Raw genomic sequence first — 26,648 nt, 5'->3', positions numbered from 1 at the left:
AGACGATAGACTGAGGGAAAACCGGAGACGCCAATGCCTGACAAGACGATCGCCGCCCGCCTGCTTTCGGTCATCGAGAACGATATCCTGCCGCTGACCGAGCACGGCGTTTCCCTGGGCAACAAGGTGTTCGGCGCGGCGATCCTGCGCAAATCCGATCTGTCGCTCGTCGTCGCCGAGACCAATAACGAGTTGGAGAACCCGCTCTGGCACGGCGAGGTGCATACGCTGAAGCGCTTCTACGAACTTGGCGAGAAGCCGGCGACCAAGGATCTGATCTTCCTGTCGACGCACGAACCCTGCACCATGTGCATGTCGGCGATCACTTGGGCGGGCTTCGACAATTTCTATTATTTCTTCAGCCATGAGGATTCCCGCGATGCCTTCGCCATTCCGCACGACCTGAAGATCCTCAAGGAGGTCTTCGGACTTGAACCCGGCGGCTATCGCAGGCAAAACGGCTTCTGGAATAGCTTTGCCATCGCCGATCTCGTCGAGACCGAAGAGGCTCAGCCGAAGACCGCGCTCATGGCGCAGACCGCGCGCATCAAGGCCCGCTACGACGCGCTTTCCACGACCTACCAGTCGTCGAAGAGCGCCAACGATATTCCCCTTAACTGAGTCCCGCTCAACTGAGGCACCATGGAACCTTCCAAAGATATTTCCCGGCTGATCGAGATCATGGCGGCATTGCGCCATCCCGAGACCGGCTGCCCCTGGGACATCGAGCAGAATTTTGAGACGATCAAACCCTATACGATCGAGGAAGCCTATGAGGTCTCCGACGCGATCGAGCGCGGCGATATGGACGATCTCTGCGACGAGCTGGGCGACCTGCTGCTGCAGGTGGTATTCCATGCCCGCATGGCCGAGGAGGCCGGCGAATTCTCCTTCGGCGACGTCATCAACGCCATCACCACCAAGATGATCCGCCGCCACCCGCATGTCTTCGCCCGCTCGGCAGCCGACACGCCGGACGCGGTGAAGATTCAGTGGGACGAAATCAAGCAGGCGGAAAAACGCGATCGCGCCGAGCGCCGGGCAAGGCGCGGGATCACCGAAGATTTCAAGGGCGGCTTCCTGGGATCGGTGCAGCGCAGCTTTCCGGCTTTGACGGAAGCGCTGAAGCTGCAGGAACGCGCCGCCAAGGTCGGTTTCGACTGGTCGGCGCCCGAGCCGATCCTCGACAAGATCGAGGAAGAGATTGATGAGCTGCGGGTGGCGCTGAGAGACGGTGATCGGGCAAAAGTCAGCGACGAACTCGGCGACCTGATCTTTGCGGTGGTCAATATCGGCCGGCATGTGAAGGCCGATCCAGAACAGTCGCTGCGCGGAACGAATATGAAATTCCGTCGTCGTTTCAATCACATCGAGAATGTTCTTGATGCAGCAGGCGAGACACTGGAAGCGGCCAGCCTGGAGCGGATGGAGGAGATCTGGCAGGCGGCGAAGGCGATTGAGCGGGCTGTGATCTCGGGCACTGAGTGAGCACTCGGCGGCATCGCCTCTCGGCCCATCTGACACGGGATATTCACTTGCTTTGAAAAGAGTGATTCACCGCGCAGACGCGCGGTGGCTGGATTCCTGTGACAGGCACAGGAATGAGGGAGGGTGAGTTTGGCGCCTTCCAAGTCCTTGAGCGCGAACGATTCAGTGGCTGGAGCCCAGAGAGAATAGGTGCCTTACCGCTCCCAATCTTCCTTCGAAGCCTTCGGCCCACTGCCGATGCGGCGTTCGAGTTCGGTCGCTTCGGTTTCGGAGAGGCGCAGATCGAGCGTGATCGAGCCGTCTTCATTGTCCTCGCGGCCGTCGACGATCGCGTGGTCGTAGAGCCAGGGCAGCAGCGCCAGCTTATCGACGGGAAGGCGGACTGTGGTTTCGGTCATGACGCCGGAAAGCCGGCGGCTGATCTCGTCCATCAGCGTGTCGACGCCCTCGCCGCTGACGGCTGAGACGGCTACGACATTGCTGGCGCCTGTTGATTTCTGCACCATGGTGTCGTGCACCTCTGGCTCCAGCCGGTCGATCTTGTTCCAGACCTCGATCAGCCGCTTCGCCGCTTCGGCCTCGTCGATGCCAAGATCACCAAGGATGCGCATCACGTCGGAGCTTTGGGCCTGATTGTCGGGATCGGACATATCCCGGACATGCAGGATGAGATCGGCTTCCAGCACCTCTTCCAGCGTCGCCCGGAAGGCGGCTACCAGATGGGTCGGCAGGTCGGAGATGAAACCGACGGTGTCGGACAGGATGACGGTGCGGCCGTGCGGCAGCTTCATCCGGCGCAGCGTCGGGTCGAGCGTGGCAAAGAGCATGTCTTCGGCCAGCACGCCGGCGCCGGTGATGCGGTTGAACAGGGTCGACTTGCCGGCATTGGTATAGCCGACGAGCGCCACGATCGGGTGCGGCACCTTGCGGCGCTTGGCACGGTGGAGCTGGCGGGTGCGCACGACCTGCTCCAGCTCGCGTTCGAGCTTGATGATGCGGTCCTGAAGCAACCGCCGGTCGGCTTCGATCTGGGTTTCGCCGGGGCCGCCCATGAAGCCGCCGCCGCCGCGCTGGCGTTCAAGGTGGGTCCAGCTTCTGACCAGCCGGCCCTTCTGATAATTCAGATGGGCGAGATCAACCTGCAGCGTGCCCTCCTTGGTGGAGGCGCGGCGGCCGAAGATTTCGAGAATGAGGCCCGTCCGGTCGATGACCTTGGCGTTCCATTCCTTCTCGAGATTGCGCTGCTGCACCGGTGTCAACGGGTGATCGACGATTACGAGACCGGAATCGCGCTCATCGAGCAGCGCCTTGATTTCCTCGATCTTGCCGGTGCCGAGCAATGTCGCCGGTCGCGGGTCATTGACCGGCACGATCGAGCCGCTGACGACGTCGAGGTCGATCGCCTGGGCAAGGCCCGTCGCCTCTTCGAGGCGGCTTTCCGGCGTGCGGGTCGAGGCCGATTCGGTCTGACCGCCGCGGCTGCGCGATTTCAGAACCGGCACGACGACGGTCGCGCGCATGTCGTCCCTGTGCTTGGCGGCCTCAGGGATGATCGAATCGTTCTTGGTATCGCGTGTCGAAATGACGGCTGATCCTGTTAGGACGCTGCTTCTTCGCTCTCGAACATCTGCATGGGCTGGCCCGGCATGATCGTCGAGATCGCATGCTTATACACGAGCTGCGAATGGCCGTCACGGCGAAGAAGAACACAGAAATTGTCAAAAGACGTAACAACGCCCGTGAGTTTCACGCCGTTGATCAAAAAGATTGTCAGGGAAATCTTTTGCTTGCGAACAGTATTAAGAAATAGATCCTGAAGATTCTGAGAACGTTCCGCCATCGCGCCGCTTCTTTCTTTATTGCCGACCTGAGCTGGCCGGTGGAGTATCAATCAATCTCACCATGAAAGACCGGTGGCACCCTCATTCCACCCGTCCAGCAAATCTTGGTATCAAATCGCAATCTTTTCCGCAACGTCGAAAAAGGCTTCGCGGACTTTCTGCGAAACGCTGCCCGGATGACCGTTGGCGATCGTCTGGTCATTGACGGAAACGACCGGAAAACAAATACTTGTGGCTGCGGTGAGGAAGACCTCGCGAGCCGCGAGCATCTCGGCAACCGAGAAATTCCGCTCGGCGATTTCAAGGCCGAGCTTGGCTGCGACATCTATTAAGGTGGTGCGGGTAATGCCGCGCAGGATGCCGTGTTCGGCCGGCCGCGTCACCAGCATTCCCTCGGAATCGACGATCCAGACATTGGTCGCCGCTCCTTCCTTCACCATGCCGTGGCCATCGACATAGATGGCCTCCTGGGCGCCGACCTCCTTGGCCTGCTGGCGGGCCATGGCATTGGGCAGCAGGCCGACGGACTTGATATCGACGCGGTCCCAGCGGTTGTCGGCGAGCGTGATCGCCTTGATGCCATTGGCGTTCTTGGCGGCGATGATTTTGGGATCGGTGCTCTTGGCGGTGATGACAAGCGACGGCGGCGTCCCCTTGGCCGGGAAGACATGATCGCGCCGCGCGACGCCGCGCGTTACCTGCATATAGAAAAGCCCGTTGCGGACATGGTTGCGGCGCAGTGTCTCGCGGATGACCTGTGTCAGCGCGGCCCGGCCCATCGGCCAGGCGATGCTGAGCTCACCCAGCGACCGGTCGAGACGGTTCAGATGGCGGGTGAGATCGACGATATAGCCATGGCGGACCTCGCAGACCTCGTAGACGCCGTCGGCGAACTGGTAACCGCGATCCTCGATATGCACGCTGGCATCGGAATGCTTGACGTAACGGCCATTCACATAAGCAATTCTCGGCATGGGAAACCCGGTCTTGCAGAAAGCGATAGAGGGAATGTGGCGCGGCAATGCCCGCGCCGGAAAGATCAGACGCCGAGCGACTTCAGCTTGCGGTGCAGTGCCGACCGCTCCATGCCGACGAACTCGGCAGTGCGCGAGATATTGCCGCCGAAGCGGTTAATCTGGGCGATCAGATAGTCCTTCTCGAACATCTCGCGGGCTTCGCGCAGCGGCAGCGTCATGATGTGATAGTCGTTCTTGGCGGACACCTTCGGCAGCATGTCGCCGAGATCGGTCGGTAGCATGTCGGCGGTGATCGGCGCATCCGGTCCGTCGGTGCGGGCAAGGATCATCAGCCGCTCGATATTGTTGCGCAGCTGGCGGATATTGCCCGGCCAGTCATGGGCCTGCAGCACCGCCATGGCGTCGTCGCCGATGCGGCGCGGACGGATGCCGGCCTGCTCGGAAATCTGGCGCATCAGCTGATCGACGAGGAAGGGAATATCCTCGCGCCGTTCGGCCAGCGCCGGCACGCGCACCGGCACGACGGCGAGGCGATGATAGAGATCCTCGCGGAACCATCCCTCAGTGATGCGGCTTTCGAGATTATAGGCGGTAGAGGAGATGATGCGGACGTCGACCTTGACGCGCTTGGAGCCGCCGACGCGCTCGAACTGCTGATCGACCAGCACGCGCAGGATCTTGTTCTGCGTTTCGCGCGGCATCTCGCCGACTTCGTCGAGATAGAGGATGCCGCGATGGGCTTCCTCGAGCGCGCCGATCTTGCGGGCCTGGCCGGGTGTGCCCTCGGTGCCGAACAGCGCCACCTCCATGCGATCCGGCGTGATGTTGGCGGCGTTGATCGCCACGAAGGGGCCGTTGGCGCGCGTCGACTTCTTGTGGATCATCCGCGCCACCAGCTCCTTGCCGGAGCCGGATGCGCCGAGGATCATGATGCGGCTGTTGGTCGGCGAGACCTTCTCGATCGTCTGGCGCAGCTGCGACACGGCGACCGAGGTGCCGATCAGCTCCAATGCGTCGCCGGTGCGGCGTTTCAGCTCAGAAACCTCGCGCTTCAGCTTGGAATTCTCCAACGCCCGTTCGGCGATCAGGATCAGCCGGTCGGCCTTGAAAGGCTTCTCGATGAAATCGAAGGCGCCGCGCTTGATCGCCGAGACGGCGGTCTCGATGTTGCCATGGCCTGATATCATCACGACGGGCAATTCCGGATGGCGGGTCTTGATCTCGTCGAGTAGCGACAGACCATCGAGCTTGCTGCCCTGCATCCAGATATCGAGGAAGATCAGCCGCGGTACGCGATCGGAAATTGCCGCCAGCGCGCTGTCGCTGTCATGGGCGGTGCGCGTCTCGTGCCCTTCGTCGGAGAGAATGCCGGAAACGATCTCGCGAATATCATGCTCATCGTCGACGACGAGAATATCAGAGGCCATAAACGCTTTCCTTGTCATTGGCTGCGGGGGCAGCAGGCGTCGGATCCAGGCGTGGCAGATGCACGCGGATCATGGCCCCTCTTCCCCGGTCAAAATCGGCGGGCGCATCATGCAGCTCGAGCTGCCCGCCATGTTCCTCGATGATCTTCTTGACGATGGCGAGGCCGAGGCCGGTGCCCTTCTCGCGCATCGTCATATAGGGTTCCAGAATGCTGTGGCGGTTCTCCACCGGCAGCCCGCGGCCATTGTCGATCACGTCGACGGTGAAGCGGTCGCGGTCGGCATCGAGTGCGGCGCGCACGAGAATTTTGCGTTCGTCCCGCTCGTCGCTCGGCACCGCCTCGATCGATTCCACAGCATTCTTGATGAGATTTCCGAAGGCCTGGCCGAGCATGCGGCTGTCGAACAGGCCCTCCAGCGGCTGGTCGCCGAAATCCTGCTCGAAGGTGACGTGATGGTTGCCCATCTCACGCAAGAAGATCGCGTCGCGCAGGATATCGCGCAGGTCGCTCGGCTCCTTGGTCGGCTTCGGCATGCGGGCAAAGGCGGAGAATTCGTCGACCATGCGGCCGATATCACCGACCTGGCGGATGATCGTATCGGTGCACTGATCGAAGACGGTCCGGTCGTTCGGGTCGATCTGCTTGCCGTAACGGCGCTGGATGCGCTCGGCGGAAAGCTGGATCGGGGTCAGCGGGTTCTTGATCTCATGGGCGATGCGCCGTGCCACGTCGCCCCAGGCGGTCGAGCGCTGGGCGATGACGAGGTCGGTGATGTCGTCGAGCGTGATCACATAGGATTCGCTCATATCGCGCACTTCTTCGCGGGTGACCTGCACGCTCAGTGTGCGCACCGTGCCGCCGCGCACCAACGCGATCTGCTTGCGGAAATCGCCGCGATGACGCGACGCCGCTTCGGTCAGCACGTGATCGACCTCAGGCGCGATATCGGCCAGCTGCTTGCCGAGCATCTGATCGGCCGACAGCGACATCAGCGTCTCGGCCGAACTGTTCACAATGGCGATACGGCGGTCCTGCTCGACGCCGATGACGGCGGCGGTGACGCCGGACAGCACCGCCTCGATGAAACGGCGGCGGTCGTCGACCTCGTCCTTGGCTTCGAGGATCTCGTCGCGCTGGGTACGGATTTCCGAGATCATCTTGTTGAATGTGCGCGACAGATTGGCGACGTCGCCATCGACGGCGTGCACCGGCACGACGATGTCCATATTGCCCGATGCGACGCTATCGGCTGCGGTGATCAACAGCCGGATCGGCCGGACGATGCGGTCGGCAACGGCAATCGCGGTCCAGATCGCCGCGAGCAGCACGATCAGCGCGAAGCCGATATAAAGCACCGCGAAGGCGATCTGCAGCGAGAAGCGATTGGCTTCCATCGACCGATATTCGGTGGCGTTCTCCTCCATCATGCGCATGGCGCCCATGACCTTGGGATCAACGGCGCGCACCGTATAGAGGAAGGTGCCCGGGATGGCATCGAGCTTGATGATGGCGCCGACGAGGTTGGTGACGCCTGGCGGAATGAGCGTCGGCTGGCCGGCCGCGGCCTTCTCCAGCGCGTCCTGCGGGATTGCCGGCAACGGTTTTTCAGTGGTGATGTCGGCCTGGACGACGACCGAGCCGTCGCGCTCGACGAGGAAGGAGCCGAGCAGGCCGCGACCCCTCGCCTGGCGCGTCATCAAGTCGGCAAAGCCCGTTCTATCCAGACTGTAGAGCGCGCGGTTGCGCTCCAGGTCGTTGGCCATGGAAACCGTCTGCCCCTGCAGGTAGCTGGCGTTTTCCATCATATAGGCCTGGCCGATATTGCGCGACGAGCTGACGATCGACTGGGTGCGCAGCGCAAACCAGCGGTCGAGGCCGGCATTCAGCGTGATGCTGGCAAAGATGGCAACGAGGATCGCCGGCGTGATCGCGACGATCGAGAAGAGCACGACGATGCGGATATGCAGGCGTGCAGCCGCCCGGCCGCGGGTGCGCGCCTTGAGCAGCCTTGCCACCTCACGGGCGATCAGCGCCAGCAGCGTCAGGACGAAGAAGGAATTGACGATGACCGAGGTGATGACGACATGCGACGTCGGCGCGATCGGCGTGAGGCCGAGCAGCACGAACAGTGTCGCGGTGGCGCAGAGAAGCGCGCCGCCGGCAAGTACCAGGCCGGGCACGGCGAAAAGGGCGCGGCGATCGGTCACCGTAGTCACCGCCTCGCCCGCCGCCGGCGATACCCCATCCTGCGTCATTCGGCCTCTCTTCAGACGGCACCCGCCGCCCGCGCCATCCGATCGAAACCAAAGAACGCCGGCTCAAGAAAGCCAGCGCTGGAACGACTCGATCGGGAGCGAATGTCCAAAACCCTGCGTGACCTTTAAGCAACGCATTGTGGCGAAAATGCAACGCACTCCGTCACATTGTCAAGCCGCGGATGAACGTGGTCCGTCACTCACGAGAATGGAAGTTCGATGGGTGATCCCGCTCCTGCTGACCTGAGCATGCCGCGGTCAGCCCATGCGCTCCGACGCGTAGGAGCCGGGTGAAGCAGGAAAGACGACGGTCTGGTTGCCGTTGATGAACACCCGGCCATGGATGTGGGCGTGGATGGCCCGGGCCAGCACCTGGCTTTCGACGTCGCGGCCGAGGCTGACATAGTCCTCGCCGCTCTGCGCATGGGTGACGCGGACGATGTCCTGCTCGATGATCGGGCCTTCATCGAGGTCTGCGGTGACGTAGTGCGACGTCGCGCCGATGAGCTTCACGCCCCGTTCGAATGCCTGCTTATAAGGATTGGCGCCCTTGAAACTCGGCAAGAAGGAGTGGTGGATGTTGATGATCCTGCCGGACATCTTGCGGCACATGTCGTCGGACAGGACCTGCATGTAGCGGGCCAGCACGATGAGTTCGGCGCCTGACTCCTCGACGATCTGCATCTGCTTCGCCTCGGCCTCGGGCTTGTTTTCCCTAGTCACCTTGATGCAGTGGAACGGGATGTCGTGGTTCACGACGACCCGCTGGTAATCCGTGTGGTTGGAGATCACGCCGACGATGTCGATCGGAAGCGCCCCGATGCGCCAGCGGTAGAGGAGATCGTTCAGGCAGTGGCCGAAGCGGCTCACCATCAGGATCACCTTCTTCTTCTCGCTCTCATCGAAAAATTCGGCGCTCGCCTCGAACTTCCCGGCGATCGGTTCGAAGCCCTGACGAAGCTGGTCAAGTGTATGTCCGTCATGCGGCTGGAAACTGATCCGCATGAAATAGCGTCCGGTGTCGGCGTCGTCGAATTGCGCGCTGTCGGAGATGTTGCAGCCGTTCTGGGAGAGATAGCCGGCGATGGCGGCTGTCACGCCGCGGATCGACGGGCATGCGACACGCAGAGCGTAGCGAGGGGCCGTGATGGTCATGTCTATTTCCTTGTTCGTCGTCTCAGGCCGCGGCAATCATCGCGTGATGACGGCGGAATGCGGCGAGCGTGTTGGACAGCAGGCATGCGATCGTCATCGGGCCGACGCCGCCCGGCACCGGCGTGATGGCGCGCGCGTGGCCGGCTTCGCCATATGCCACGTCGCCGACGATCCGTGATTTTTCGCCGTCCTGGATCCGATTGATGCCGACGTCGATCACGACGGCGCCGGGTTTGATCCAGTCACCACGAACCAAGCCTGCCCGACCTGCCGCGACGACAAGAATGTCGGCTGTCCGGCAGAGCTCCGCCGCGTTCCTTGTCTGCGAGTGAACGACCGTGACGGTACAGTGGGCATTCATCAGCATCTGCGCCATCGGCTTTCCGACGATGTTGGACTTGCCGACGATGACGGCATGAAGGCCGGAGAGGCTCTCGCCGAGCGTATCCTTAATGAGCATCATGCAGCCGAGCGGCGTACAGGGAATCAAAGCCGGGTTGCCGGTGGCAAGGCGGCCGGCATTCGATACATGGAAGCCGTCGACATCCTTGTCGGGATTGATGGCCTGGATCACGGAGTTCGGATCCAAATGCGCCGGCAGCGGCAACTGAACAAGAATTCCATGTACTTCTGCATCGTTGTTAAGGTGATGCACGAGGTCAAGAAGTTCGCCCTGCGTGGTTTCCTGAGCAAGCCGATATTCGAAGGACCGCATCCCGGCGGCAACGGTCTGACGGCGCTTTGAACTCACGTAGATTGCGCTTGCCGGGTCGTGCCCCACCAGAACGACGGCCAGACCGGGAACGGTTCCAGTCGTTGCCTTGAGCGTTTCGACATCGGTCTTGATGCGCTCGAGGAGCCCTGCTGCGTACGCTTTGCCGTCGATGTTTGCGGCGCGTGTGAATCTGTCCATTCCCATGGTGTGCTCCATTGCATCCAAGCTCCAACCGGCAAAATGCCGCGCCTAGCGATGTGGGCGGGGCATTTCCGCATCGTGGGTACGTTGCCTAGTGGCCGTAGACCGGGAACTTCTCGGTTAATTCCGCGATCTTCGCCCGGGCGGTTCCGACGATCTCGTCGGTCCTGCCCTCTGTTTCGGCGTCGATGAGATCCGCGATGACATGGCCGAGGACCCGGAATTCCTCCTCCTTCAGGCCGCGCGTCGTCGCAGCGGACGAGCCAAGGCGCATGCCCACCCACTCCGGAGGACGGGGACTGTCGCCGGGGATCGGGTTCTTGTTGGATGTGATGTTCGCCTTGGCGAGCAGCGTCTCGGCCTGTTTTCCAAGCAGTCCCTTGCTCGACAGATCGAGCAGGATGATGTGGGTGTCGGTGCCGCCGGAAACGATGCGAATACCACGATCGGCAAGCGTTTCGGCGAGGACTTTCGCGTTCGCCACGACCTGGCGGGCATAGACCTTGAAATCGTCGCGGAGGGCTTCGCCCAGGCAGATCGCCTTGGCGGCCAGGACGTTGCTGTGCAGCGAGCCCTGGACGCCGGGAAACACTGCCGCTTGCAGCTTCTTGTACCATTCCTCGTTGTTCGTGAGGATCAGGCCGCCACGCGGACCGCGCAGCGTCTTGGTCGTGGTGCAGGTCACGATGTCGGCATGCGGGAACGGCGAAGGATGGACGCCGCCTGCAACAAGGCCGGCGATATGGGCCATATCCACCAGGAAGTGGGCGCCGACCTTCTTTGCGATCTTCGACATGCGCTCGAAGTCGAGTTCGCGCGGATATGCCGAACCACCGGTGATCAGCAGCTTCGGGCGGATCTCTTCGGCGATGCGCTCCATCTCATCGAGGTCGATGACCTCGTTCTGCGGGTTGACGCTGTAATTGTTGGCGTCGAACCAGCGGCCCGACAGGTTCGCCTTCATGCCGTGCGACAGGTGGCCACCGGCCGCAAGGTCCAGCGATAGCACCTTTTCGCCTGGCTTCAGCAGCAGGAAGAAGACGGCAAGGTTGGCCTGCGTCCCCGAATGCGGCTGGACGTTGGCGTAGCCGCAATTGAACAGCTGCTTGGCGCGGTCGATCGCGGCCTGTTCGGCAATGTCGACGAACTGCCCGCCACCGTGAAAACGGTTGCCCGGATAGCCTTCGAGCGTCTTATTGGTGATCTCGTGCCCCAAGGCGTCCAGAACCGCACGGCTGACGATATTCTCCGAAGCGATGAGCTCAATCTGGTTCTGCTGGCGGGCCCGCTCGGACGCGAGGGCATCGGCGACGAGTGGATCAGCCTCCTGGACGGTGGTGTTGAAATGCACCCTTGCAGCGTTGGTCATCTGAGTTCTCCAATTCCTCGAATTCGTGAGGCGGACCCTAGATCGATCGAAACACCAGAAAAAGTTAATAATATTTGCTTATACGTTCAGACATGCTAATGATTTCGGAGCTGCGAGGAGGTCGAAATGGATGTCGGACGTCTGCGGGCGCTGCGCGAACTGTCGATCCGCAAGACCATGGCCGCGGTGGCAGAAGCCTTGCACGTCTCGCCGTCGGCCGTGTCGCAACAAATTGCGCTTCTTGAAGAAGAGGTCGGCATACGGCTCGTCGAGCGACGCGGCCGGGGCGTTGTCATGACGCCCGCCGGCCAGCAGCTGGTGCTGCGGGCAGAGAAGATCCTCATCGAAATCGAATCGGCGAAAGCAGACATCGCTGAATTGAAAAGCGTCGTTTCCGGCGAACTTCGGGTGGCGGCGTTTCCTTCCGTGGCCGCCGCCCTCATTCCGAAGGTCGTCTACGATCTCGCCGAACGGCACCCTCACCTCACCGTCCAGTTCGAAGAAATGGAGCCGGGCGAAAGCGTTGCCGCGCTGCGCAGCTGGCAGACTGACGTCGCGATTATCGATGACTTGAACATACCGACCGGCGCGCTCGATCCCAACATCGAGACGATCTTCCTGATGGAGGACGTCTTCAACGTCATGGTCTCGAGGGATCACAGGCTGTCGGAGCGGCCGACCGTCGGCCTGCATGAGCTTCGGGATGAGCGGTGGGCGATCGACACCGCGTCCGACACCTATACGAGGATGCTGGTGGAAGCCTGTCAGGAAGAGGGCTTCAAGCCCAACATCGTAGCGAGATGCAAAGGTTTCGAAGTGACCATCGCGCTAATCCGGCAGAATTACGGCATCTCGATCCTGCCTGGCCTGCGCGCCAGCTACGATCTCGAAGACGTCTGGGTCTGCAGGCTCGTTCCGGAAATCCGCCGGAGGATATTTATCGCCTTCCGGACAGAGGAAAAGCGCAGTCCGGCCCTTCAGGCGTTCCTCGACCGGATGGCCGAGAAGCCGCCCCTCTCCTGACGCCGGGTGCCGGCGCACCGAGCACCACCCCGATAAACCTCACGGGGGCATCGGGGCAAAACCAACAGATTTCCTAATGTATCACCTCAGGAGAATTAAGTAGATTTGAAGAGACCCCGCTCCTACTGTCCATCTGCCAATTGATGGGACTGGGAGCGAGGATCGCACGCAGACCTTGGCCAATAATGGGAACGACGTATTCAGAAAGGCGATAACGCCTCCAGCGTCTTACCGGACTTTCGATCGAGCCATTGCTCATTGATTTGGCGTCACCGTCACTATGCGATCCGAAAGGGGAACTTCGATGAAACTACTCAAAATCCTGACTGCCGGCGTTTTCGCAGGCGTTGCGTTCACGGCGGCCAATGCTTCCGCTTCCGTTCTCGACACGGTCAAGCAGCGCGGTGTGCTCAACTGCGGCACCGATAACACCGCTCCCGGCTTCGGGTATCTCAATACCACGACCGGACAGATGGAAGGGCTCGATGTCGACTTCTGCAAGGCGGTTGCCGCCGGCGTTCTCGGCGACGCCGCCAAGGTCAAGTTCATCACGGTGACCGACAAGAGCCGCTTTGACGCAGTTCTCACCGGCCAGGTCGATGTCGTCTTCGCCCACACCACGATCAAACCGGCGCGTGAATCGTCAATCGCGATCGATTTTCTGCCGATCAACTTCTACGACGGTACCGGCCTCATGGTGAAAACTGATGCCGGGATCAAGGAATTCGCAGACCTCGATGGTGCAACAATCTGCACCACCCAGGGATCGGCCACCGAGACGGTTCTGGCTGCTGTCTTCAAGGCGCGTGGTTGGAAGGACTCCAAGGTCCTGACCTATGAAAACCTCGAGAAGCTTTTCTCCGCGCTCAACTCGGGTCGTTGCAATGCGATGAGCACCGACAAATCAGCTCTTGCCGCCTGGGCGGGGAATGCACCGAAGCCAGCCGACTATCTGATCCTCCCGGATACGCTGGACAAGTCTCCGTTCGGCGGCTTCGTGGCTGCCAACGACTCCAAGTGGCGCAATGCGCTGCGCTGGATCGAGTACGGCCTCTTCCAGGCCGAGGAGTCCGAGATCACCCAGGCCAATCTGGCCGAAAAGCTGAAGAGCGAGGATCCCTTCATTCAGAAGTTCCTCGGCAGCAATGGCGGCGGCTACGGCAAGGACTTCGGCCTCTCCGACGACTTCATGGCTCAGGCGATCAAGGCCGTCGGCAACTACGGCGAGGCCTATGATCGCAACCTCGGTCCGAAGACCAAGATGTATCTCGACCGCAGGGGCACGCCGAACGCCTTGTGGACGCAGGGTGGCGCAATCTACTCGCCGCTCTGGAACTGACGCCGGCCGGGGGTCGGAACCATGTCGTTCCGCCCCCCAAGCACTTGGAGCCTGAACATGACAATCCACGAAACGAGTGCGATCCACGGCATGCCAGACAACGATAGGCTGAGGTCGCTGCGCCTGCGCAATCGCATCCGGCACGAAGCGATCCAGCTGGGAATCGTCGCTCTGGTCGTCGTGCTGCTCGGCATCCTGGCATATGCGGTCAAGGCGGGGCTTGCCGAGAAGGGCATACGGTTCAGCTTCTCGTTTCTTGCTAACACCGCCGGCTTCGATATTAGCGAAGGATTAACGCTGACGTCTGTTGAAGGCTTCGTCCCCAACCTCGCCCAGTTCTCTTCGGAGATGTCGATCGCGTCGGCTTTCGTCACAGGCATTTTCAACACCGCCAAGATCGCACTGCTGGCGATCATCCTCAGCACGATCCTCGGAACGATGCTCGGCGTCGGCCGTCTGTCGACCAACTGGGTGGTGAGAAATCTCTGTTTCTGGATCGTCGAATTCGTTCGCAACACGCCGCTGCTCATACAGCTTGTCTTCTGGTATTTCGCGGTCGTACTGCACTTTCCGCCAATGGCGTCTGCAGCAAAGCTCTACGGTGGCCTTATCGTCAGCCAGCAAGGCATATACCTCCCCACGCTGTCCTGGACCGGCGGCGCATCCACCCTTTCGCTGATCCTGGTCACCGCCACAGGAGTGTCGGCGCTCGGCGCAATATTCGACCCCATCCGTGGAGCGCGGCGGATATGCGTCGGCGCGGCGGTCGTCTGCCTCGGGCTGCTGGTCGCGACCGGCGGGATGATCGTGAATTTCCCCGTCGCCAACAAGTTCAAGGCCAGCGGGGGAACGAGCATCAGCCCGGAGATGGCAGCCCTTCTCGTTGCCGTCGTCGTGAGCAGCGCTTCCTTCATCGCCGAAACCGTCCGCGGCGCGATCGACGCTCTTCCGAAGGCCCAATGGGAAGCCGCCGGATCGCTGGGGCTCAGCCGGCGCGACACCGTCAACGACATCATCCTTCCGCAAGTGTTCCGCGTCGTTCTCCCCTCCTTCGGCAATCAGTATATCAGCCTGACCAAAAACACCGCGCTCGGGATCGCGGTCGGATTTCCGGATCTGTTCAACATTTACGGGACGATCGCCAATCAGACCGGCCACAGCCTTGAAGGCATCATCATCGTCATGGCGTCCTACCTGGTCCTCAGCTGGATCATCAGTTCGTCGGTGTACTGGGCGAACCGCCGTCTTAACCCCATGGGAGTGTCGCAATGATCGCCACCTCAATAAAATGGACCCGCCACAACCTGTTTGGAAAGCCTTTCGACGTCGCCCTGTCGCTGCTGGTCATTCCGGGCGTTCTCTGGATTGCCTGTTCGATCCTTGACTGGGCGCTCACCACGGCAAGGTGGGATATCATCGTGCAGAGCCTGCGGGTGCTGATGATCGGCGTTTTTCCAGCCGATCAGGCGTGGCGCGCATGGACGGCGTCGGCGATCATGGCAGCGACCCTCGGCGCCGGTCTCGGCTGCGTGTTTTCGTTCAAGCCTCACCATGGGCTGGTTCTCGCTCTCGTTCCCTTGTTGATTTTGATCGTCGATCATGGCGATCCGCAGAACGCCCTGTCCGCGGCAGGCATCGTTGCCGCAACCTCGCTGGGATGGGTGCTGACGTCGTATGTGCCATTGTCCAGGAAGGCGATGCCTGCTGCGGCGTTTACGGGCTTCATCGTCGTCGTTGCGGTCATGGCCCCTCCGGGCGTGGAGCTCTGGGGCGGACTTCTTCTCAGCGTCCTGCTGACGCTGGTGACGTCGGTCCTGTCTCTGCCGATCGGCATCCTGCTCGCGTTCGGACGGCAGAGCCGGCACTCAAGTCTCAGGATCATCTGCACCTGGTACATCGAAGTCATGCGCTCGGTGCCGCTCATCCTCGTCGTTTACTGGATCTGGATTCTCATGCCGGTCCTTGCACCGCAGTTGGGACTGGCCGACGTCGCGCGCGGCATGATCGGCTTCACGATCTTCTACTCCGCCTATGTCGCCGAATATGTCCGAAGCGGGCTTCAGGCGGTTCCGCGCGCCCAGACCGAGGCGGCAAGGTCTCTCGGCATCAGCGAATTCGACATCAACCGCTCGATCGTTCTGCCACAGGCGCTCCGGGTCGTGGTGGCGCCGCTGGTCGGCAACGTGCTCGACATCTTCAACTCCGCGCCGCTCGTCTTCATCATCGGGCTGACGGATTTTCTCCGCGCGGGGCAGATGATCCTGGCGAACCCGCAATATGGCGACCGGACTTTCGAAGTCCTCTCGTTCCTGCTCGTCACCTATTTCCTGGTCGGCTCGATGATCACCTATGCCGCCAGAAAGCTCGAAGACCATATGGCAACGAGTGCGCGCTGAGCTGTTCCAACACGGAGACATCACGATGAACGCCATCGTCGAAATGAAAAGCATGAACAAGTTCTACGGCGCCCACCATGTGCTCAAGGACATCGATCTCGCCGTCACACGCGGTGAAGTCATGGTCATCCTCGGGGCCAGTGGCTCAGGAAAGTCGACCCTCATCCGCTGCGTCAACGGCCTCGAAATGTACCAGACCGGCAGCCTCGTCGTGGACGGCTATGACATGCCGGTCGAGGCCGACCGGAAGCTCGGCGGAGAACGCGAACTCGCGGCGATCCGTAAGGGCGTCGGCATGGTATTCCAGCAATTCGGCCTGTTCCCGCACAAGACGGTGCTGGACAATATCGCCATCGCGCCGATGCGGGTCCGCAAAAAGTCGCGGGAAGAAGCCGAAGCGACCGCCATGAAGCTCCTCGACCGCGTCGGCCTCAAGGCGCATGCGCACAAATATCCGGGCCAGTTGTCCGGCGGTCAGCAGCAACGCGTGGCCATCGCGCGCTCGCTCGCCATGGAGCCGCATTTGATGCTGTTCGACGAGCCCACCAGCGCGCTCGATCCGGAAATGGTCGGCGAAGTCCTCGACGTCATGCGGGAACTGGCCGCCGAAGGCATGACCATGATGGTGGTGACGCACGAAATGGGTTTCGCCAGAGAGGTCGCCGACCGCGTCGTTTACATCGACCAAGGCTCGATCATCGAGGTCGGGAAGCCGGACGAGTTCTTCGAAAATCCGAAAAACGACCGGGCTCGCTCTTTCCTCGCCCGCGTCCTGAGACACTGACCAACCGCAGCCCGGCTCACGAATGGAAATGTCCATGAACACGATACTCCCCAGTGATCCTGCTCGCGATGATGTTCTCGCAGGCCGCCCCACCCTCTGGCTCAATCCATCCTATCGGAAACAGGCGATCGACACCTCGGACCTGCCGGTTTCACCGGCCGACGTGCAGAGCGCGCGCCAGAACTGGCAGCGCTTGGCGCCGGTTCTTGCCGAATGCTTTCCGGAACTGAAGGATACGGGCGGCGAGATCCGCTCCGAACTGGTGGAACTCAAGAAACTCCGCGAGGCGCTCGGCTACCGAACGAGAGAGTTCGGCAACGTCTTCATCAAGGCCGACAGCCACCTGCCGGTTGCCGGCTCCATCAAGGCGCGCGGCGGCGTCTACGAGGTTTTCCTCTTTGCAGAAGGCCTCGCCCGTCAGAAGGGACTGCTCGGCGCCGGCGAGGATATCCGGAAGCTGGCAACGGAAGAGGCCCGCTCGTTATTTTCAGGCCATACCGTGGCGGTGGGCAGCACCGGCAATCTCGGCTTGAGCGTCGGCATCGCCGCGCGCGCGCTTGGCTTCAAAGCCACGGTCCACATGTCGTCCGACGCCAAGGCCTGGAAGGTCGAGCGCCTGCGGAAGCTCGGCGTCGATGTCATCCAGCACGAGGCTGACTATACGACCGCCGTCGAAAACGCCCGCGACATCGCCGACACCGACCCAACGATCTATTTCGTCGACGACGAGCAGTCTCGGCACCTGTTCCTCGGCTACAGCGCGGCGGCGTCAGAGCTGGCAACGCAGCTCGACGAGCGCGGGATCACGATCGACGAGGAAAATCCGCTTTTCCTCTACTTGCCCTCCGGCATCGGCGGCGCACCGGGGGGCGTCGCCTTCGGCGCCAAGGCGATCTTCGGCGACAATGTGCACGCCTTCTTCGTCGAGCCGGTGCAGTCGCCCTGCGCCCTCGTCCACATGATGTCGGGTTCGCAGGAGCTGGTGTCGGTCTATGACGTCGGCCTGACCAACAAGACCGAAGCCGACGGCATGGCCGTCGCCCGTATGTCGGCCTTCGTGGCCAAAGTGATGCGAGAGATGCTCGCCGGCGTCTACACGACCGCCGACAATGATCTGTTCAAACTGCTTCGCATGGCGTGGATCACCCAAAGGCAGAAGCTGGAGCCTTCGGCCGCCGCCGCCTTGCTCGGGCCCGACTTCCTCTTGCGCCACAGCGAAGGCCGGCGTTTCCAGGCTGAACAGGGCGTTGCGGAGAAGATGTCGCGAGCGACGCACGTGCTCTGGACGACAGGCGGCTCGTTCGTCCCGGAGGAGCAGTTCCAGAACTTTCTCCGTCAGGCGGAAGCCCTCGCGTAGTCCCGCATGCCGAATGGTGCCACAGGCGCGGGTCGGGAACGATCCGCGCCTGTCGACCTGATGCCGCAGCCTTTAGGTCTCTATTTTCATGCAGGTCGTTAGCGCAAAGTCTCGCGCGACAGGTTCTAGAATCGACGCGGGGCTTCCGGTTTGTTTCCGACGATCCCATCGATCCGGTCCAGTACCTCAGGCGTCATCTTCTGCCTGTGGGACAGGGCCGCAAGATTGTCCTGCAGCTGGCTGGCGCGCGAGGCGCCGAGAATGACGGTGGAGACGTTGCGGTTGGCGAGGCACCACAGCAGGGCGAGATGGGTGATCGACAGGCCGATCTCGTCGGCAAGCTTGGCGAGTTCGCCAACCTGTTTGAGCTGGGCGCGGCCGGCATCGCTGGACCACTTCTCTTTCAGCCATTCGTAGCCCGGCAGGTTCATACGGCTGTCGGCCGGCACACCGTTATTGTATTTGCCGGTCAGGACGCCTGAGGCGAGCGGAGACCAGATCGTGGTGCCGAGGCCGATGAGGTCGTAGAGCGGCAGATAATCGGATTCGACCTTGTGGCGTTCGAAGATATTGTACTGCGGCTGCTCCATGGTCGGCGGCGTGATGCGCAGATCGCGGGCCACGGCATAGGCTTCCGTCAGTTGCTGCGCCGACCATTCCGAGGTGCCCCAATAGAGCACCTTGCCCTGGGCGACAAGATCGTGCATCGCCCGGACCGTTTCCTCGACCGGCGTGTCGATATCCGGGCGATGGCAGAAATAGAGGTCGAGGTAATCGACCTGAAGTCTCTTCAACGCGGCATGGCAGGCATCGGTCACGTGCTTGCGCGAAAGGCCGCGCTGCGTCGGCTTCTGGCCTCCCCAGAACACCTTGCTGGAGACGACGAAGCTGTCGCGGCTCCAGCCAAGCGATTTCAGCGCCTCGCCCATGACGATCTCGGACTTGCCGCTTTCGTATCCTTCGGCATTGTCGAAGAAGTTCACCCCATTGTCATAGGCAAGCTTCATCAGGTCGACGGCGTCGCCACCATTGACCTGCTTGCCGAATGTCACCCATGAGCCGAAGGAGAACTCGCTCACTTGCAGACCCGACTTTCCCAGACGACGATATTCCATCATGCAGCTCCTGAAAAACGTGCCGGCCGCTCGCCGGCATTGCGCGATCGATCGACGACCGACTCGCGTAATCTATGGCATGAACGTCGATATGCGAGGAGCGGAAAGCAAAAGGGCGCTCGACGACATCAGCCGGAGCGCCCGTTGCATGCAATCGACGACGTTTGCGGCGGAGGTCGACAGCAGCTGAGGCAGATGACGAGATTCGGAACGGATTGGCAACATGCAAGTGGAGTTGCGGACGTTATCGCCCGCCGATCGCCCGGGTCATCCACCTGTTATCCACAGCCTATCCACAGGCACGGCGGCTACGACCACAGCAACTTCAATGACATTCGCCGGGCGGCAATCCGCACGTCGCAAATGCTCTGTGACCGTTGAATGACACTGCGCTTTTGTTTGTCCGCCCGGATATAAACCGCGACCCGGCTCAGCTAGATTCAATTCTCTTCCCGACCGTGGCGGCGGACGCCGGGAGGAAGTGGGCGGTGGGCAACATGAGGGCCCGCCGCCCTCTTTTCATTCAGCCAGTTTTCATTCAGGCGGTGCGCGAGCTTCTATAGACCGAGACACCAAGCTCCCTGATTTTCTTGCGCAGCGTGTTGCGGTTGAGGCCGAGAAGATCGGCCGCCTTGATCTGGTTGCCGCGCGTTGCCGTCAGCGCAGCGAGGATCAGCGGATATTCCATTTCCGTCAGCACGCGGTCGTAGAGGCCGGGCGGCGGCAGGTTTTCGCCGAAGCCCGAGAAATAGGTGCGCATATTCTCCTCGACGGCCTGGGCAATCGTCATCGAGCCGCTGCGCATCGGACCCTTGTCGATCGGGCTGTCGGGCACGTCGGAGCGAAGTTCCGCGTCGATGATCTCGCGGGTGATGACATCCTGAGGATAGAGCGCCATCAGGCGGCGGATGAGGTTTTCCAGCTCGCGGACATTGCCCGGCCAGGCATAGGCCTTCATCAGTTCCAGCGCTTCCTGATCGAAGCGCTTGGAGCCGAGTCCCTCCTTCTCCGCCTGCTGGATGAAATGGCGCACGAGATCGGGAATGTCCTCGGCGCGGTCGCGCAGCGGCGGCAGGCGCAGCGGCACGACGTTGAGGCGATAATAGAGATCCTCGCGGAAGAGGCCTTGGTTGATCGCCTGTTTCAAATCTTTGTTGGTGGCGGCGACGATGCGCACGTCGGTGCGGATTGGCGTACGGCCGCCGACGGTGGTGTATTCGCCCTGCTGCAGCACGCGCAGGAGCCGGGTCTGGGCGTCCATCGGCATGTCGCCGATTTCGTCGAGGAACAGCGTGCCGCCTTCGGCCTGCTCGAAGCGGCCGGTCGATCGGGTCTGCGCGCCGGTGAAGGCGCCCTTCTCGTGGCCGAAGAGTTCGGATTCGATCAGGTCGCGCGGGATTGCCGCCATGTTGATCGCGACGAAGGGGCCGTTGCGGCGCTTGCCGTAATCATGCAGGGCGCGGGCGACGAGCTCCTTGCCGGTGCCGGATTCGCCGGTGATCATCAGCGTCAGGTCGGTCTGCATCAGCCGGGCGAGCACGCGGTAGATTTCCTGCATCGCCGCCGAGCGGCCGACGAGCGGCATGCCATCCTGCATGTCCTCTTCGAGCTTGGCGGGCTTGCGCTTCGGCTCGGCGAGCGCCCGGCCGATAATGCCGATCAGCTCGGTGAGATCGAAGGGTTTCGGCAGATAGTCGTAGGCACCCTTCTCCGAGGCCTTGATGGCGGTCATGAAGGTGTTCTGCGCGCTCATGACGAGGACGGGCAGATCGGGACGCGCCTTTTTGATACGCGGCAGCAGATCGAAGGCATTTTCGTCGGGCATCACCACGTCGGTAACGACGAGATCGCCCTCACCCGCCGAAATCCAGCGCCAGAGGGTAGCGGCGTTGGAGGTGATGCGAACGTCATAGCCGGCGCGGCTCAAAGCCTGGTTGAGCACGGTGCGGATGGCCGCATCATCATCTGCAACGAGGATCGTAGCTGTCATCGAGAAGGTCCTGTCGAGCTTGCGGAAGAGGCGTCTTCGAGCGAGGCGTCCTTCGACGCCGGCATAAGGACGCGGAATGTCGTGCGGCTATTCTGGCTGTCGCATTCGATGATGCCGCCGTGATCGCCGATGATCTTGGCGACCAACGCCAGGCCGAGGCCGCTGCCGTTAGTCTTGGTGGTGATGAACGGATCGAAAAGATGCGGCAGCAGATCGGCGGGAACGCCAGGACCGTTATCGTGGACGCAGAACTCCAGCGGCAGCGAGATCTTTTCGCGCGTGCCGGCGACCGAAAGGCGGATGCCCGGGCGATAGGCGGTCGTCAGCATGATTTCGCCGTCCGGCCGGTCACCGACCGCTTCGGCAGCATTTTTCACCAGATTGAGGAAGACCTGCACGAGCTGATCCCGATTGGCATAGACGGCCGGCAGCGACGGGTCGTAACTCTCGGTCACGCGGATGTTGCGGGCAAAACCCGCCTTGGCGACGGCCTTCACGTGATCGAGCACGGAATGGATATTGACCGGCATGCGGTCGACCGGACGCTCGTCGGAAAAGACTTCCATGCGGTCGACCAGCGAGACGATGCGGTCGGTTTCATCGCAGATCAGCCGGGTCAGCGCCCGGTCGTCGTCGATTGCAGACTGTTCGAGAAGCTGGGCGGCACCGCGGATGCCGGAGAGCGGGTTCTTAATTTCGTGCGCCAGCATCGAAGCGAGGCCGGTCACCGAACGGGCGGCGGCGCGATGCGTCAGCTGCCGGTCGATCTTGTCGGCCATCGAGCGTTCCTGAAAGACGATGACGACGGCGCCGGGTTCGCTGAGCACCGGGGCGACGTAGAGGTCGACAAGCTTGTCCTGGCCGAGACGCGGCGAACTCAGGTCGACGCGATATTCGTTGACCGGGGCCTTGCGCTCCCGCACCTGGTCGATCAGGGCGAGCAGCGGGCTGCCGAAGGGAATGAAGGTCGAGATGCGGTAACGCGCCAGATGCGAGGCGCTGGCGCCGAAGAAGGCCTCCGCCTCCCAATTGGCGAAAACGACGAAGCCGGATTCGTCGACCATGACGACGGGGTTCTGGATGGCGTTGAGCACGGCCATGGCGACGGTCCCGCCGGCCTGATCGGGCGGAGAAGTCGTATCCTTCGTCATGCCGCCTCCCGGCTGTCGACAACACCCGATGCCAATGCCTCGTAAAGGCGCGCGGCCACCTCGCGCGGATCGCGCGAGGTCATGATCACAGCCTTGTCGCCGCCGGCGAGATCAGCGGCGAAACGGTCGAGATACCAGCCGAGATGCTTGCGGGCGTGGCGGATCGCCACCGCCTCTCCGTAGAAATCCAGCATCATCGTGTAATGTTCGACGGCGATATCGGCGATCTCGTGTGGCGGAGGCTCCGCTGCACCGGCAAGCACACCGGCATGCCACGGCCTGCCTTGGCAGCCCCTGCCGATCATGACGGCATCGGCGCCGGAGCGGCGCAATATTTCCTGCGCGTCCTCGGCCGTTTCGACATCGCCATTGGCGATCAGCGGAATGGAGATTTCTTCACGGACGGGACGGATCGCATCCCAATCGGCGCGGCCTTCATAGAATTGCATGCGGGTGCGCCCATGAATGGTCACGAGCTGTATGCCGGCCGCCTCGGCGCGGCGCGCAATCTCGGGCGCGTTGATGGAGCTCTCGTCCCAGCCGAGGCGCATCTTCAGCGTCACGGGAATATCGACGGCCTTGACCGTCGCCTCGATGAGGCCGAGCGCGTGATCGGGATCGCGCATCAACGCCGAGCCGGAGTAACCGCCGATCACCTTCTTTGCCGGGCAGCCCATATTGATGTCGATGATATCGGCGCCATGATCGGCAGCGATCTTCGCCGCCTCCGCCATCCAATGCGCCTCGCGGCCGGCAAGCTGCACCATATGCGGCCGGAAGCCTGCGGCTTTGAGCCGCGACCAGGATTCGGCCGTGTCGTTGACCAGTTCGCGGCTCGCCACCATTTCGGTCACGACGAGGCCGGCGCCGAAGCGCCAGGCGAGTTCGCGGAAGGGCATGTCCGTGACGCCGGACATCGGCGCCAGAACGACGCGGTTCCGCACGGATACGGATCCGATTCGGAAAGGCGCTGCGAGGTCCTTGGAAATCAAATGATTATCTTTCGGGCACACTATAGAACTGCATGATTTTTAGCCATTGTTCCCCGGCTTGCCAAGGGGGCTAAGATCGAAATCGATATTTTTCGGGCAGATGCTGGAAAAGGCCAAAACAAGACGTTAGAGCACTCGGGTCAATTCCGCATAATTTAGGGGATTTATGCTGCAAATGCCTTCTAAGCAACCGATATCGGCTGGAATTGTCATCGTCGCCGCCGGCCGCGGCGAGCGTGCAGGCTCCTCCGAGGAAGGCCCCAAGCAGTATCGCCTGATCGGCGGCAAGCCGGTTATCGCTCATACGCTTGAAAACTTCATGACGTGGGGGCCGACGACCGAGATCGTCGTCGTTATTCATCCTGATGACGAGGCACTGTTTGCAAAGGCGTTGCGCCACATCGTCTCGGCAACCCCGATCGAAACCGTGCATGGCGGCGCGACCCGGCAGCAATCCGTGCTGGCCGGGCTGAGATACCTCAAGAGCAAGCAAATCAGCCATGTGCTGATCCATGACGCGGTGCGGCCGTTCTTCGACCATGCGCTTCTCGACCGCATCGCCGAGAACCTTGGCGACGGCGCGCAGGCAGTGCTGCCGGCGATCCCGGTCACAGACACGCTGAAACGTGCCGACAGTGCCGGCACCGTGCTGACGACGGTGTCGCGCGACCACCTCTACGCCGCGCAGACGCCGCAATCCTTCGCCTTCGAAACGATCCTCGACGCGCATGAAAAGGCGGCGGCGAGCGGGCGCAGCGATTTCACCGACGATGCCTCGATCGCGGAATGGGCGGGCATTCCGGTGACGATCGTCGAGGGCGCGGCCGATAACGTCAAACTCACGGTGAAGAAGGATATCGCCATGGCCGACGACAAACTGTCGACGTCGCTGCTTCCTGATGTGCGCACCGGCAATGGCTACGACGTGCACCAACTCGTAGCGGGTGATGGCGTCACACTCTGCGGCGTGTTTATCCCGCACGACCAGAAGCTCAAAGGCCACTCGGATGCCGACGTCGCGCTGCATGCGCTGACGGACGCGCTGCTCGCCACCTGCGGCGCCGGCGATATCGGCGATCATTTCCCACCCTCCGACCCGCAATGGAAAGGGGCGGCGTCGCGCATCTTCATCGAACATGCCGCCCGGATCGTGCGCGAGCGCGGCGGCACGATCATGAATGCCGATGTCTCGCTGATCGCCGAGGCGCCGAAGGTCGGCCCGCATCGCGAGACCATGCGGATGAGACTGTCGGAGTATCTCCGCATCGATATCGAGCGCTGCTCGGTTAAGGCGACGACCAACGAGACGATCGGCTTCGTCGGCCGGCGCGAAGGCATCGCGGCGATCGCCACGGCGACCGTCGTCTATCGCGGGGGGAATCGATGAGCCTTTTTCCCGAGGAAATTCTGTCGGCGGCGCAGACGATTATCCGGGACTTCACGGCCGCGGGACTGATGATCTCGACCGCCGAATCGTGCACCGGCGGGCTGATATCAGGCGCGCTGACCGAGATATCGGGTTCATCCGCCGTCGTCGACCGCGGCTTCGTCACCTATACCAATACCGCAAAGATGGAGCTGCTTGGCGTGCAGGAGGCAACGCTTTTGCGCTTCGGGGCGGTCTCCGAGGAAACGGCGCGGCAAATGGTGCATGGCGCCCTCTTCCGCTCGCGCGCGGCGATCGCCGTCGCCGTCACCGGCATTGCCGGCCCCGGCGGCGGATCGGCGGAAAAACCGGTCGGCCTCGTGCATCTCGCCGCCCAATCGCGCGCCGGCGCGCTCGTCCATCGGAAAATGCTCTATGGCGATATCGGCCGCAGCGAGGTTCGGCTGGCAACGGTCGGAACGGCGCTGGAGATGGTGCGCTCCCTCCTTGACGGACGCCGGCAATCGCCGCGTCAGGCCGGCGCGTAGATCCTGCTCGCCCTAGTCTCGAAGGCTTCCGTGAACATGCGGAAGGCGCGGTCGAACATCGAGCCCATCAATGCCCCGAGAATGCGGCTCTTGAACTCGTAGTCGATGAAGAAATCGACGGTGCAGCCGCCGGTCGGCGTCTCGGCGAAATGCCAGCGATTGTCGAGGTATCTGAACGGGCCGTCGATATATTTGACCTCGATGACGTGCTCGGCGCGGTTCAGCAACACCTGCGTCGTGAAGGTTTCGCGGATCGCCTTGTATCCCACCGTCATATCGGCAACGAGCAGGATCTTGCCATCGCGCTCTTTGCGGCTCCTGATGGCGAGCGCTTCACAGAGCGGCAGGAATTCCGGATAGCGCTCGACATCGGCAACGAGGTCAAACATCTGATCGGGCGTGTGCGGGACGGGACGATGGGTTTCGAATTGCGGCATAGGCGGCAATTAAGCGGGCCGGGCGAGAAGATCAAGAAGCTCACGCATCTGACGGCGGGATTTTAGCTGGAGCACGGGTACTTCAGGGCCATGTTCAGCAATGCCGGCGGTGATGCGCGGTGCGATTTTCTCCTCGAATGTCCAGATGAAGCGCAGGAATTCCAAATCGATCTTCTCGGGACAGCCCGGTGCCATTTCCGGGCGGTTGCGACCGATCCATTTCGCCCATCGGCTGATTGCGCCCCAGATACAGAGAAGTCGCGGCATTCGGACCCAGAGGACGAAATCGGTCCGCGGCATCCGAATGTCCAACGAGGACGGATTGCTGCCATCCATAATCCAGCGTTCTTCGAGGATGCGGCTGGCGATGATATTTCTCTGCTCTGCCCTTTCGCGCACCACCCAGCCGGGAAGCCAGAAAACGTCGCGATCGAGCGAAATATACGGCAGCCCGAAGCGCTTGGCGATCTTCAGCGAAATAGTTGATTTTCCACCACCCGAGCAGCCCACGACGAGGATGCGTCCGGCTCTACGGATATGCTCCGCAGCCTGTTCGATGTCGGTGATCGTCTGATGCGGCGGCAGCTCTGCTCTCTGGTCCATCGTGTCGTCCTCGGTCCGTCCGCGCCAAAGGCTGCCCCTCACCCTAACCCTCTCCCCGTAAACGGGTAGAGGGGACGTGCCAAACGCAGCGTTAAAGTTGAGGAGGCGGGTGCGGCA

Annotated in this window: 24 protein-coding genes; 10 read left to right on the top strand and 14 right to left on the bottom strand. The window is 61.8% G+C overall.

The annotated features are described in order from the left end of the window. Positions 1-33: 33 nt before the first annotated feature. Complete coding sequence (locus tag K6N12_RS08665; RefSeq protein WP_097625397.1) at positions 34-621, top strand: deaminase; 588 nt, start codon at positions 34-36, stop codon at positions 619-621. Positions 622-642: 21 nt separating this feature from the next. Continuing rightward, positions 643-1,488 carry a nucleoside triphosphate pyrophosphohydrolase gene (gene mazG / locus K6N12_RS08660; RefSeq protein WP_097625396.1) on the top strand — a complete coding sequence of 282 codons (846 nt, stop codon included), beginning with the start codon at positions 643-645 and terminating at the stop codon, positions 1,486-1,488. Between the two features lie 194 nt (positions 1,489-1,682). On the opposite strand, the gene hflX is transcribed toward mazG, so the two are convergent. The 8 genes from hflX to K6N12_RS08620 form a co-directional block, all read right to left on the bottom strand. Further along, on the bottom strand, positions 1,683-3,008 hold the full coding sequence (gene hflX, locus K6N12_RS08655; protein WP_097625395.1) for a GTPase HflX: 1,326 nt from the start codon (positions 3,006-3,008) through the stop codon (positions 1,683-1,685). Positions 3,009-3,085: 77 nt separating this feature from the next. Further along, on the bottom strand, positions 3,086-3,328 hold the full coding sequence (gene hfq / locus K6N12_RS08650; RefSeq protein WP_003539403.1) for an RNA chaperone Hfq: 243 nt from the start codon (positions 3,326-3,328) through the stop codon (positions 3,086-3,088). A gap of 111 nt (positions 3,329-3,439) precedes the next feature. Next, complete coding sequence (locus K6N12_RS08645) at positions 3,440-4,303, bottom strand: D-amino-acid transaminase (RefSeq protein WP_097625394.1); 864 nt, start codon at positions 4,301-4,303, stop codon at positions 3,440-3,442. Between the two features lie 65 nt (positions 4,304-4,368). Beyond that, positions 4,369-5,733 (bottom strand): nitrogen assimilation response regulator NtrX, encoded by a 1,365-nt coding sequence (gene ntrX / locus K6N12_RS08640; protein ID WP_097625393.1) that lies wholly within the window; start codon positions 5,731-5,733, stop codon positions 4,369-4,371. After that, complete coding sequence (locus K6N12_RS08635; protein ID WP_097625392.1) at positions 5,723-7,990, bottom strand: sensor histidine kinase NtrY-like; 2,268 nt, start codon at positions 7,988-7,990, stop codon at positions 5,723-5,725. Before K6N12_RS08635 ends, ntrX begins: the two co-directional genes overlap by 11 nt. 258 nt (positions 7,991-8,248) lie before the next feature. Continuing rightward, positions 8,249-9,145: a formyltetrahydrofolate deformylase gene (gene purU / locus K6N12_RS08630; RefSeq protein ID WP_097625391.1), complete on the bottom strand. Its 897-nt coding sequence runs from the start codon at positions 9,143-9,145 to the stop codon at positions 8,249-8,251. 22 nt (positions 9,146-9,167) lie between these two features. Beyond that, positions 9,168-10,064, bottom strand: coding sequence for a bifunctional methylenetetrahydrofolate dehydrogenase/methenyltetrahydrofolate cyclohydrolase FolD (gene folD / locus K6N12_RS08625; protein WP_097625390.1), 897 nt, complete (start codon positions 10,062-10,064; stop codon positions 9,168-9,170). Positions 10,065-10,152: 88 nt separating this feature from the next. Next, complete coding sequence (locus K6N12_RS08620; protein WP_097625389.1) at positions 10,153-11,430, bottom strand: serine hydroxymethyltransferase; 1,278 nt, start codon at positions 11,428-11,430, stop codon at positions 10,153-10,155. A 126-nt stretch (positions 11,431-11,556) separates the two neighbouring features. On the opposite strand from K6N12_RS08620, the gene K6N12_RS08615 reads away from it, so the two are divergent. The 6 genes from K6N12_RS08615 (at position 11,557) to dsdA (ending at position 18,329) form a co-directional block, all read left to right on the top strand. Then, the gene (locus K6N12_RS08615) at positions 11,557-12,453 is read left to right on the top strand and encodes a LysR family transcriptional regulator (protein ID WP_097625388.1); all 897 of its coding nucleotides are present in this window, start codon (positions 11,557-11,559) and stop codon (positions 12,451-12,453) included. A 304-nt stretch (positions 12,454-12,757) separates the two neighbouring features. Further along, a complete protein-coding gene (locus K6N12_RS08610) occupies positions 12,758-13,792 on the top strand; it encodes a transporter substrate-binding domain-containing protein (RefSeq protein WP_097625387.1) in 1,035 nt (344 codons plus the stop codon). 57 nt (positions 13,793-13,849) lie between these two features. Next, the gene (locus K6N12_RS08605) at positions 13,850-15,064 is read left to right on the top strand and encodes an ABC transporter permease subunit (protein WP_097625386.1); all 1,215 of its coding nucleotides are present in this window, start codon (positions 13,850-13,852) and stop codon (positions 15,062-15,064) included. Beyond that, on the top strand, positions 15,061-16,188 hold the full coding sequence (locus K6N12_RS08600; protein WP_097625385.1) for an amino acid ABC transporter permease: 1,128 nt from the start codon (positions 15,061-15,063) through the stop codon (positions 16,186-16,188). Before K6N12_RS08605 ends, K6N12_RS08600 begins: the two co-directional genes overlap by 4 nt. Before the next feature lie 25 nt (positions 16,189-16,213). Beyond that, the gene (locus K6N12_RS08595; protein WP_097625384.1) at positions 16,214-16,972 is read left to right on the top strand and encodes an amino acid ABC transporter ATP-binding protein; all 759 of its coding nucleotides are present in this window, start codon (positions 16,214-16,216) and stop codon (positions 16,970-16,972) included. Positions 16,973-17,006: 34 nt separating this feature from the next. Next, positions 17,007-18,329, top strand: coding sequence for a D-serine ammonia-lyase (dsdA, locus tag K6N12_RS08590; protein ID WP_097625383.1), 1,323 nt, complete (start codon positions 17,007-17,009; stop codon positions 18,327-18,329). A gap of 125 nt (positions 18,330-18,454) precedes the next feature. On the opposite strand, the gene K6N12_RS08585 is transcribed toward dsdA, so the two are convergent. The 4 genes from K6N12_RS08585 to dusB form a co-directional block, all read right to left on the bottom strand. Continuing rightward, positions 18,455-19,444 carry a potassium channel beta subunit family protein gene (locus tag K6N12_RS08585; protein ID WP_097625382.1) on the bottom strand — a complete coding sequence of 330 codons (990 nt, stop codon included), beginning with the start codon at positions 19,442-19,444 and terminating at the stop codon, positions 18,455-18,457. A 538-nt stretch (positions 19,445-19,982) separates the two neighbouring features. Continuing rightward, the gene (gene ntrC, locus K6N12_RS08580; protein ID WP_097625381.1) at positions 19,983-21,434 is read right to left on the bottom strand and encodes a nitrogen regulation protein NR(I); all 1,452 of its coding nucleotides are present in this window, start codon (positions 21,432-21,434) and stop codon (positions 19,983-19,985) included. After that, entirely contained in the window at positions 21,431-22,585 is a 1,155-nt protein-coding gene (locus K6N12_RS08575) for a two-component system sensor histidine kinase NtrB (RefSeq protein ID WP_097625380.1), read from the bottom strand. Before K6N12_RS08575 ends, ntrC begins: the two co-directional genes overlap by 4 nt. Further along, positions 22,582-23,598, bottom strand: a complete 1,017-nt coding sequence (dusB, locus tag K6N12_RS08570) for a tRNA dihydrouridine synthase DusB (RefSeq protein ID WP_179867104.1) — start codon at positions 23,596-23,598, stop codon at positions 22,582-22,584. The genes K6N12_RS08575 and dusB overlap by 4 nt, the downstream gene beginning before the upstream one ends. Before the next feature lie 145 nt (positions 23,599-23,743). Here dusB and K6N12_RS08565 point away from each other — a divergent pair, with 145 nt between their 5' ends. Further along, positions 23,744-24,964, top strand: coding sequence for a bifunctional 2-C-methyl-D-erythritol 4-phosphate cytidylyltransferase/2-C-methyl-D-erythritol 2,4-cyclodiphosphate synthase (locus tag K6N12_RS08565; protein WP_097625378.1), 1,221 nt, complete (start codon positions 23,744-23,746; stop codon positions 24,962-24,964). Then, positions 24,961-25,491 (top strand): CinA family protein, encoded by a 531-nt coding sequence (locus tag K6N12_RS08560; protein WP_097625377.1) that lies wholly within the window; start codon positions 24,961-24,963, stop codon positions 25,489-25,491. Before K6N12_RS08565 ends, K6N12_RS08560 begins: the two co-directional genes overlap by 4 nt. On the opposite strand, the gene K6N12_RS08555 is transcribed toward K6N12_RS08560, so the two are convergent. Together K6N12_RS08555 and K6N12_RS08550 are read right to left on the bottom strand one after the other, a co-directional pair. After that, positions 25,476-25,928 (bottom strand): type II toxin-antitoxin system RatA family toxin, encoded by a 453-nt coding sequence (locus K6N12_RS08555; protein WP_003586640.1) that lies wholly within the window; start codon positions 25,926-25,928, stop codon positions 25,476-25,478. The genes K6N12_RS08560 and K6N12_RS08555 overlap by 16 nt on opposite strands. 9 nt (positions 25,929-25,937) lie before the next feature. Then, complete coding sequence (locus tag K6N12_RS08550; RefSeq protein ID WP_097625376.1) at positions 25,938-26,531, bottom strand: P-loop NTPase family protein; 594 nt, start codon at positions 26,529-26,531, stop codon at positions 25,938-25,940. Positions 26,532-26,648 lie beyond the last annotated feature (117 nt).

Origin of the sequence: Rhizobium redzepovicii (assembly GCF_019793435.1) — a bacterium.
GTDB classification, from domain to species: domain Bacteria; phylum Pseudomonadota; class Alphaproteobacteria; order Rhizobiales; family Rhizobiaceae; genus Rhizobium; species Rhizobium redzepovicii.
The sequence above is the reverse complement of the archived record's forward strand: the minus strand, read 5'-3'. Positions and strand labels throughout refer to the sequence as shown.

What these genes read in the sequence shown, in the direction of transcription:
- K6N12_RS08665 (WP_097625397.1), top strand. Translation starts at nt 34, where the DNA reads ATGCCTGACAAGACGATCGCCGCCCGCCTGCTTTCGGTCATCGAGAAC.
- mazG (WP_097625396.1), top strand. Translation starts at nt 643, where the DNA reads ATGGAACCTTCCAAAGATATTTCCCGGCTGATCGAGATCATGGCGGCA.
- hflX (WP_097625395.1), bottom strand. Translation starts at nt 3,008, where the DNA reads ATGCGCGCGACCGTCGTCGTGCCGGTTCTGAAATCGCGCAGCCGCGGC.
- hfq (WP_003539403.1), bottom strand. Translation starts at nt 3,328, where the DNA reads ATGGCGGAACGTTCTCAGAATCTTCAGGATCTATTTCTTAATACTGTT.
- K6N12_RS08645 (WP_097625394.1), bottom strand. Translation starts at nt 4,303, where the DNA reads ATGCCGAGAATTGCTTATGTGAATGGCCGTTACGTCAAGCATTCCGAT.
- ntrX (WP_097625393.1), bottom strand. Translation starts at nt 5,733, where the DNA reads ATGGCCTCTGATATTCTCGTCGTCGACGATGAGCATGATATTCGCGAG.
- K6N12_RS08635 (WP_097625392.1), bottom strand. Translation starts at nt 7,990, where the DNA reads ATGACGCAGGATGGGGTATCGCCGGCGGCGGGCGAGGCGGTGACTACG.
- purU (WP_097625391.1), bottom strand. Translation starts at nt 9,145, where the DNA reads ATGACCATCACGGCCCCTCGCTACGCTCTGCGTGTCGCATGCCCGTCG.
- folD (WP_097625390.1), bottom strand. Translation starts at nt 10,064, where the DNA reads ATGGGAATGGACAGATTCACACGCGCCGCAAACATCGACGGCAAAGCG.
- K6N12_RS08620 (WP_097625389.1), bottom strand. Translation starts at nt 11,430, where the DNA reads ATGACCAACGCTGCAAGGGTGCATTTCAACACCACCGTCCAGGAGGCT.
- K6N12_RS08615 (WP_097625388.1), top strand. Translation starts at nt 11,557, where the DNA reads ATGGATGTCGGACGTCTGCGGGCGCTGCGCGAACTGTCGATCCGCAAG.
- K6N12_RS08610 (WP_097625387.1), top strand. Translation starts at nt 12,758, where the DNA reads ATGAAACTACTCAAAATCCTGACTGCCGGCGTTTTCGCAGGCGTTGCG.
- K6N12_RS08605 (WP_097625386.1), top strand. Translation starts at nt 13,850, where the DNA reads ATGACAATCCACGAAACGAGTGCGATCCACGGCATGCCAGACAACGAT.
- K6N12_RS08600 (WP_097625385.1), top strand. Translation starts at nt 15,061, where the DNA reads ATGATCGCCACCTCAATAAAATGGACCCGCCACAACCTGTTTGGAAAG.
- K6N12_RS08595 (WP_097625384.1), top strand. Translation starts at nt 16,214, where the DNA reads ATGAACGCCATCGTCGAAATGAAAAGCATGAACAAGTTCTACGGCGCC.
- dsdA (WP_097625383.1), top strand. Translation starts at nt 17,007, where the DNA reads ATGAACACGATACTCCCCAGTGATCCTGCTCGCGATGATGTTCTCGCA.
- K6N12_RS08585 (WP_097625382.1), bottom strand. Translation starts at nt 19,444, where the DNA reads ATGGAATATCGTCGTCTGGGAAAGTCGGGTCTGCAAGTGAGCGAGTTC.
- ntrC (WP_097625381.1), bottom strand. Translation starts at nt 21,434, where the DNA reads ATGACAGCTACGATCCTCGTTGCAGATGATGATGCGGCCATCCGCACC.
- K6N12_RS08575 (WP_097625380.1), bottom strand. Translation starts at nt 22,585, where the DNA reads ATGACGAAGGATACGACTTCTCCGCCCGATCAGGCCGGCGGGACCGTC.
- K6N12_RS08565 (WP_097625378.1), top strand. Translation starts at nt 23,744, where the DNA reads ATGCTGCAAATGCCTTCTAAGCAACCGATATCGGCTGGAATTGTCATC.
- K6N12_RS08560 (WP_097625377.1), top strand. Translation starts at nt 24,961, where the DNA reads ATGAGCCTTTTTCCCGAGGAAATTCTGTCGGCGGCGCAGACGATTATC.
- K6N12_RS08555 (WP_003586640.1), bottom strand. Translation starts at nt 25,928, where the DNA reads ATGCCGCAATTCGAAACCCATCGTCCCGTCCCGCACACGCCCGATCAG.
- K6N12_RS08550 (WP_097625376.1), bottom strand. Translation starts at nt 26,531, where the DNA reads ATGGACCAGAGAGCAGAGCTGCCGCCGCATCAGACGATCACCGACATC.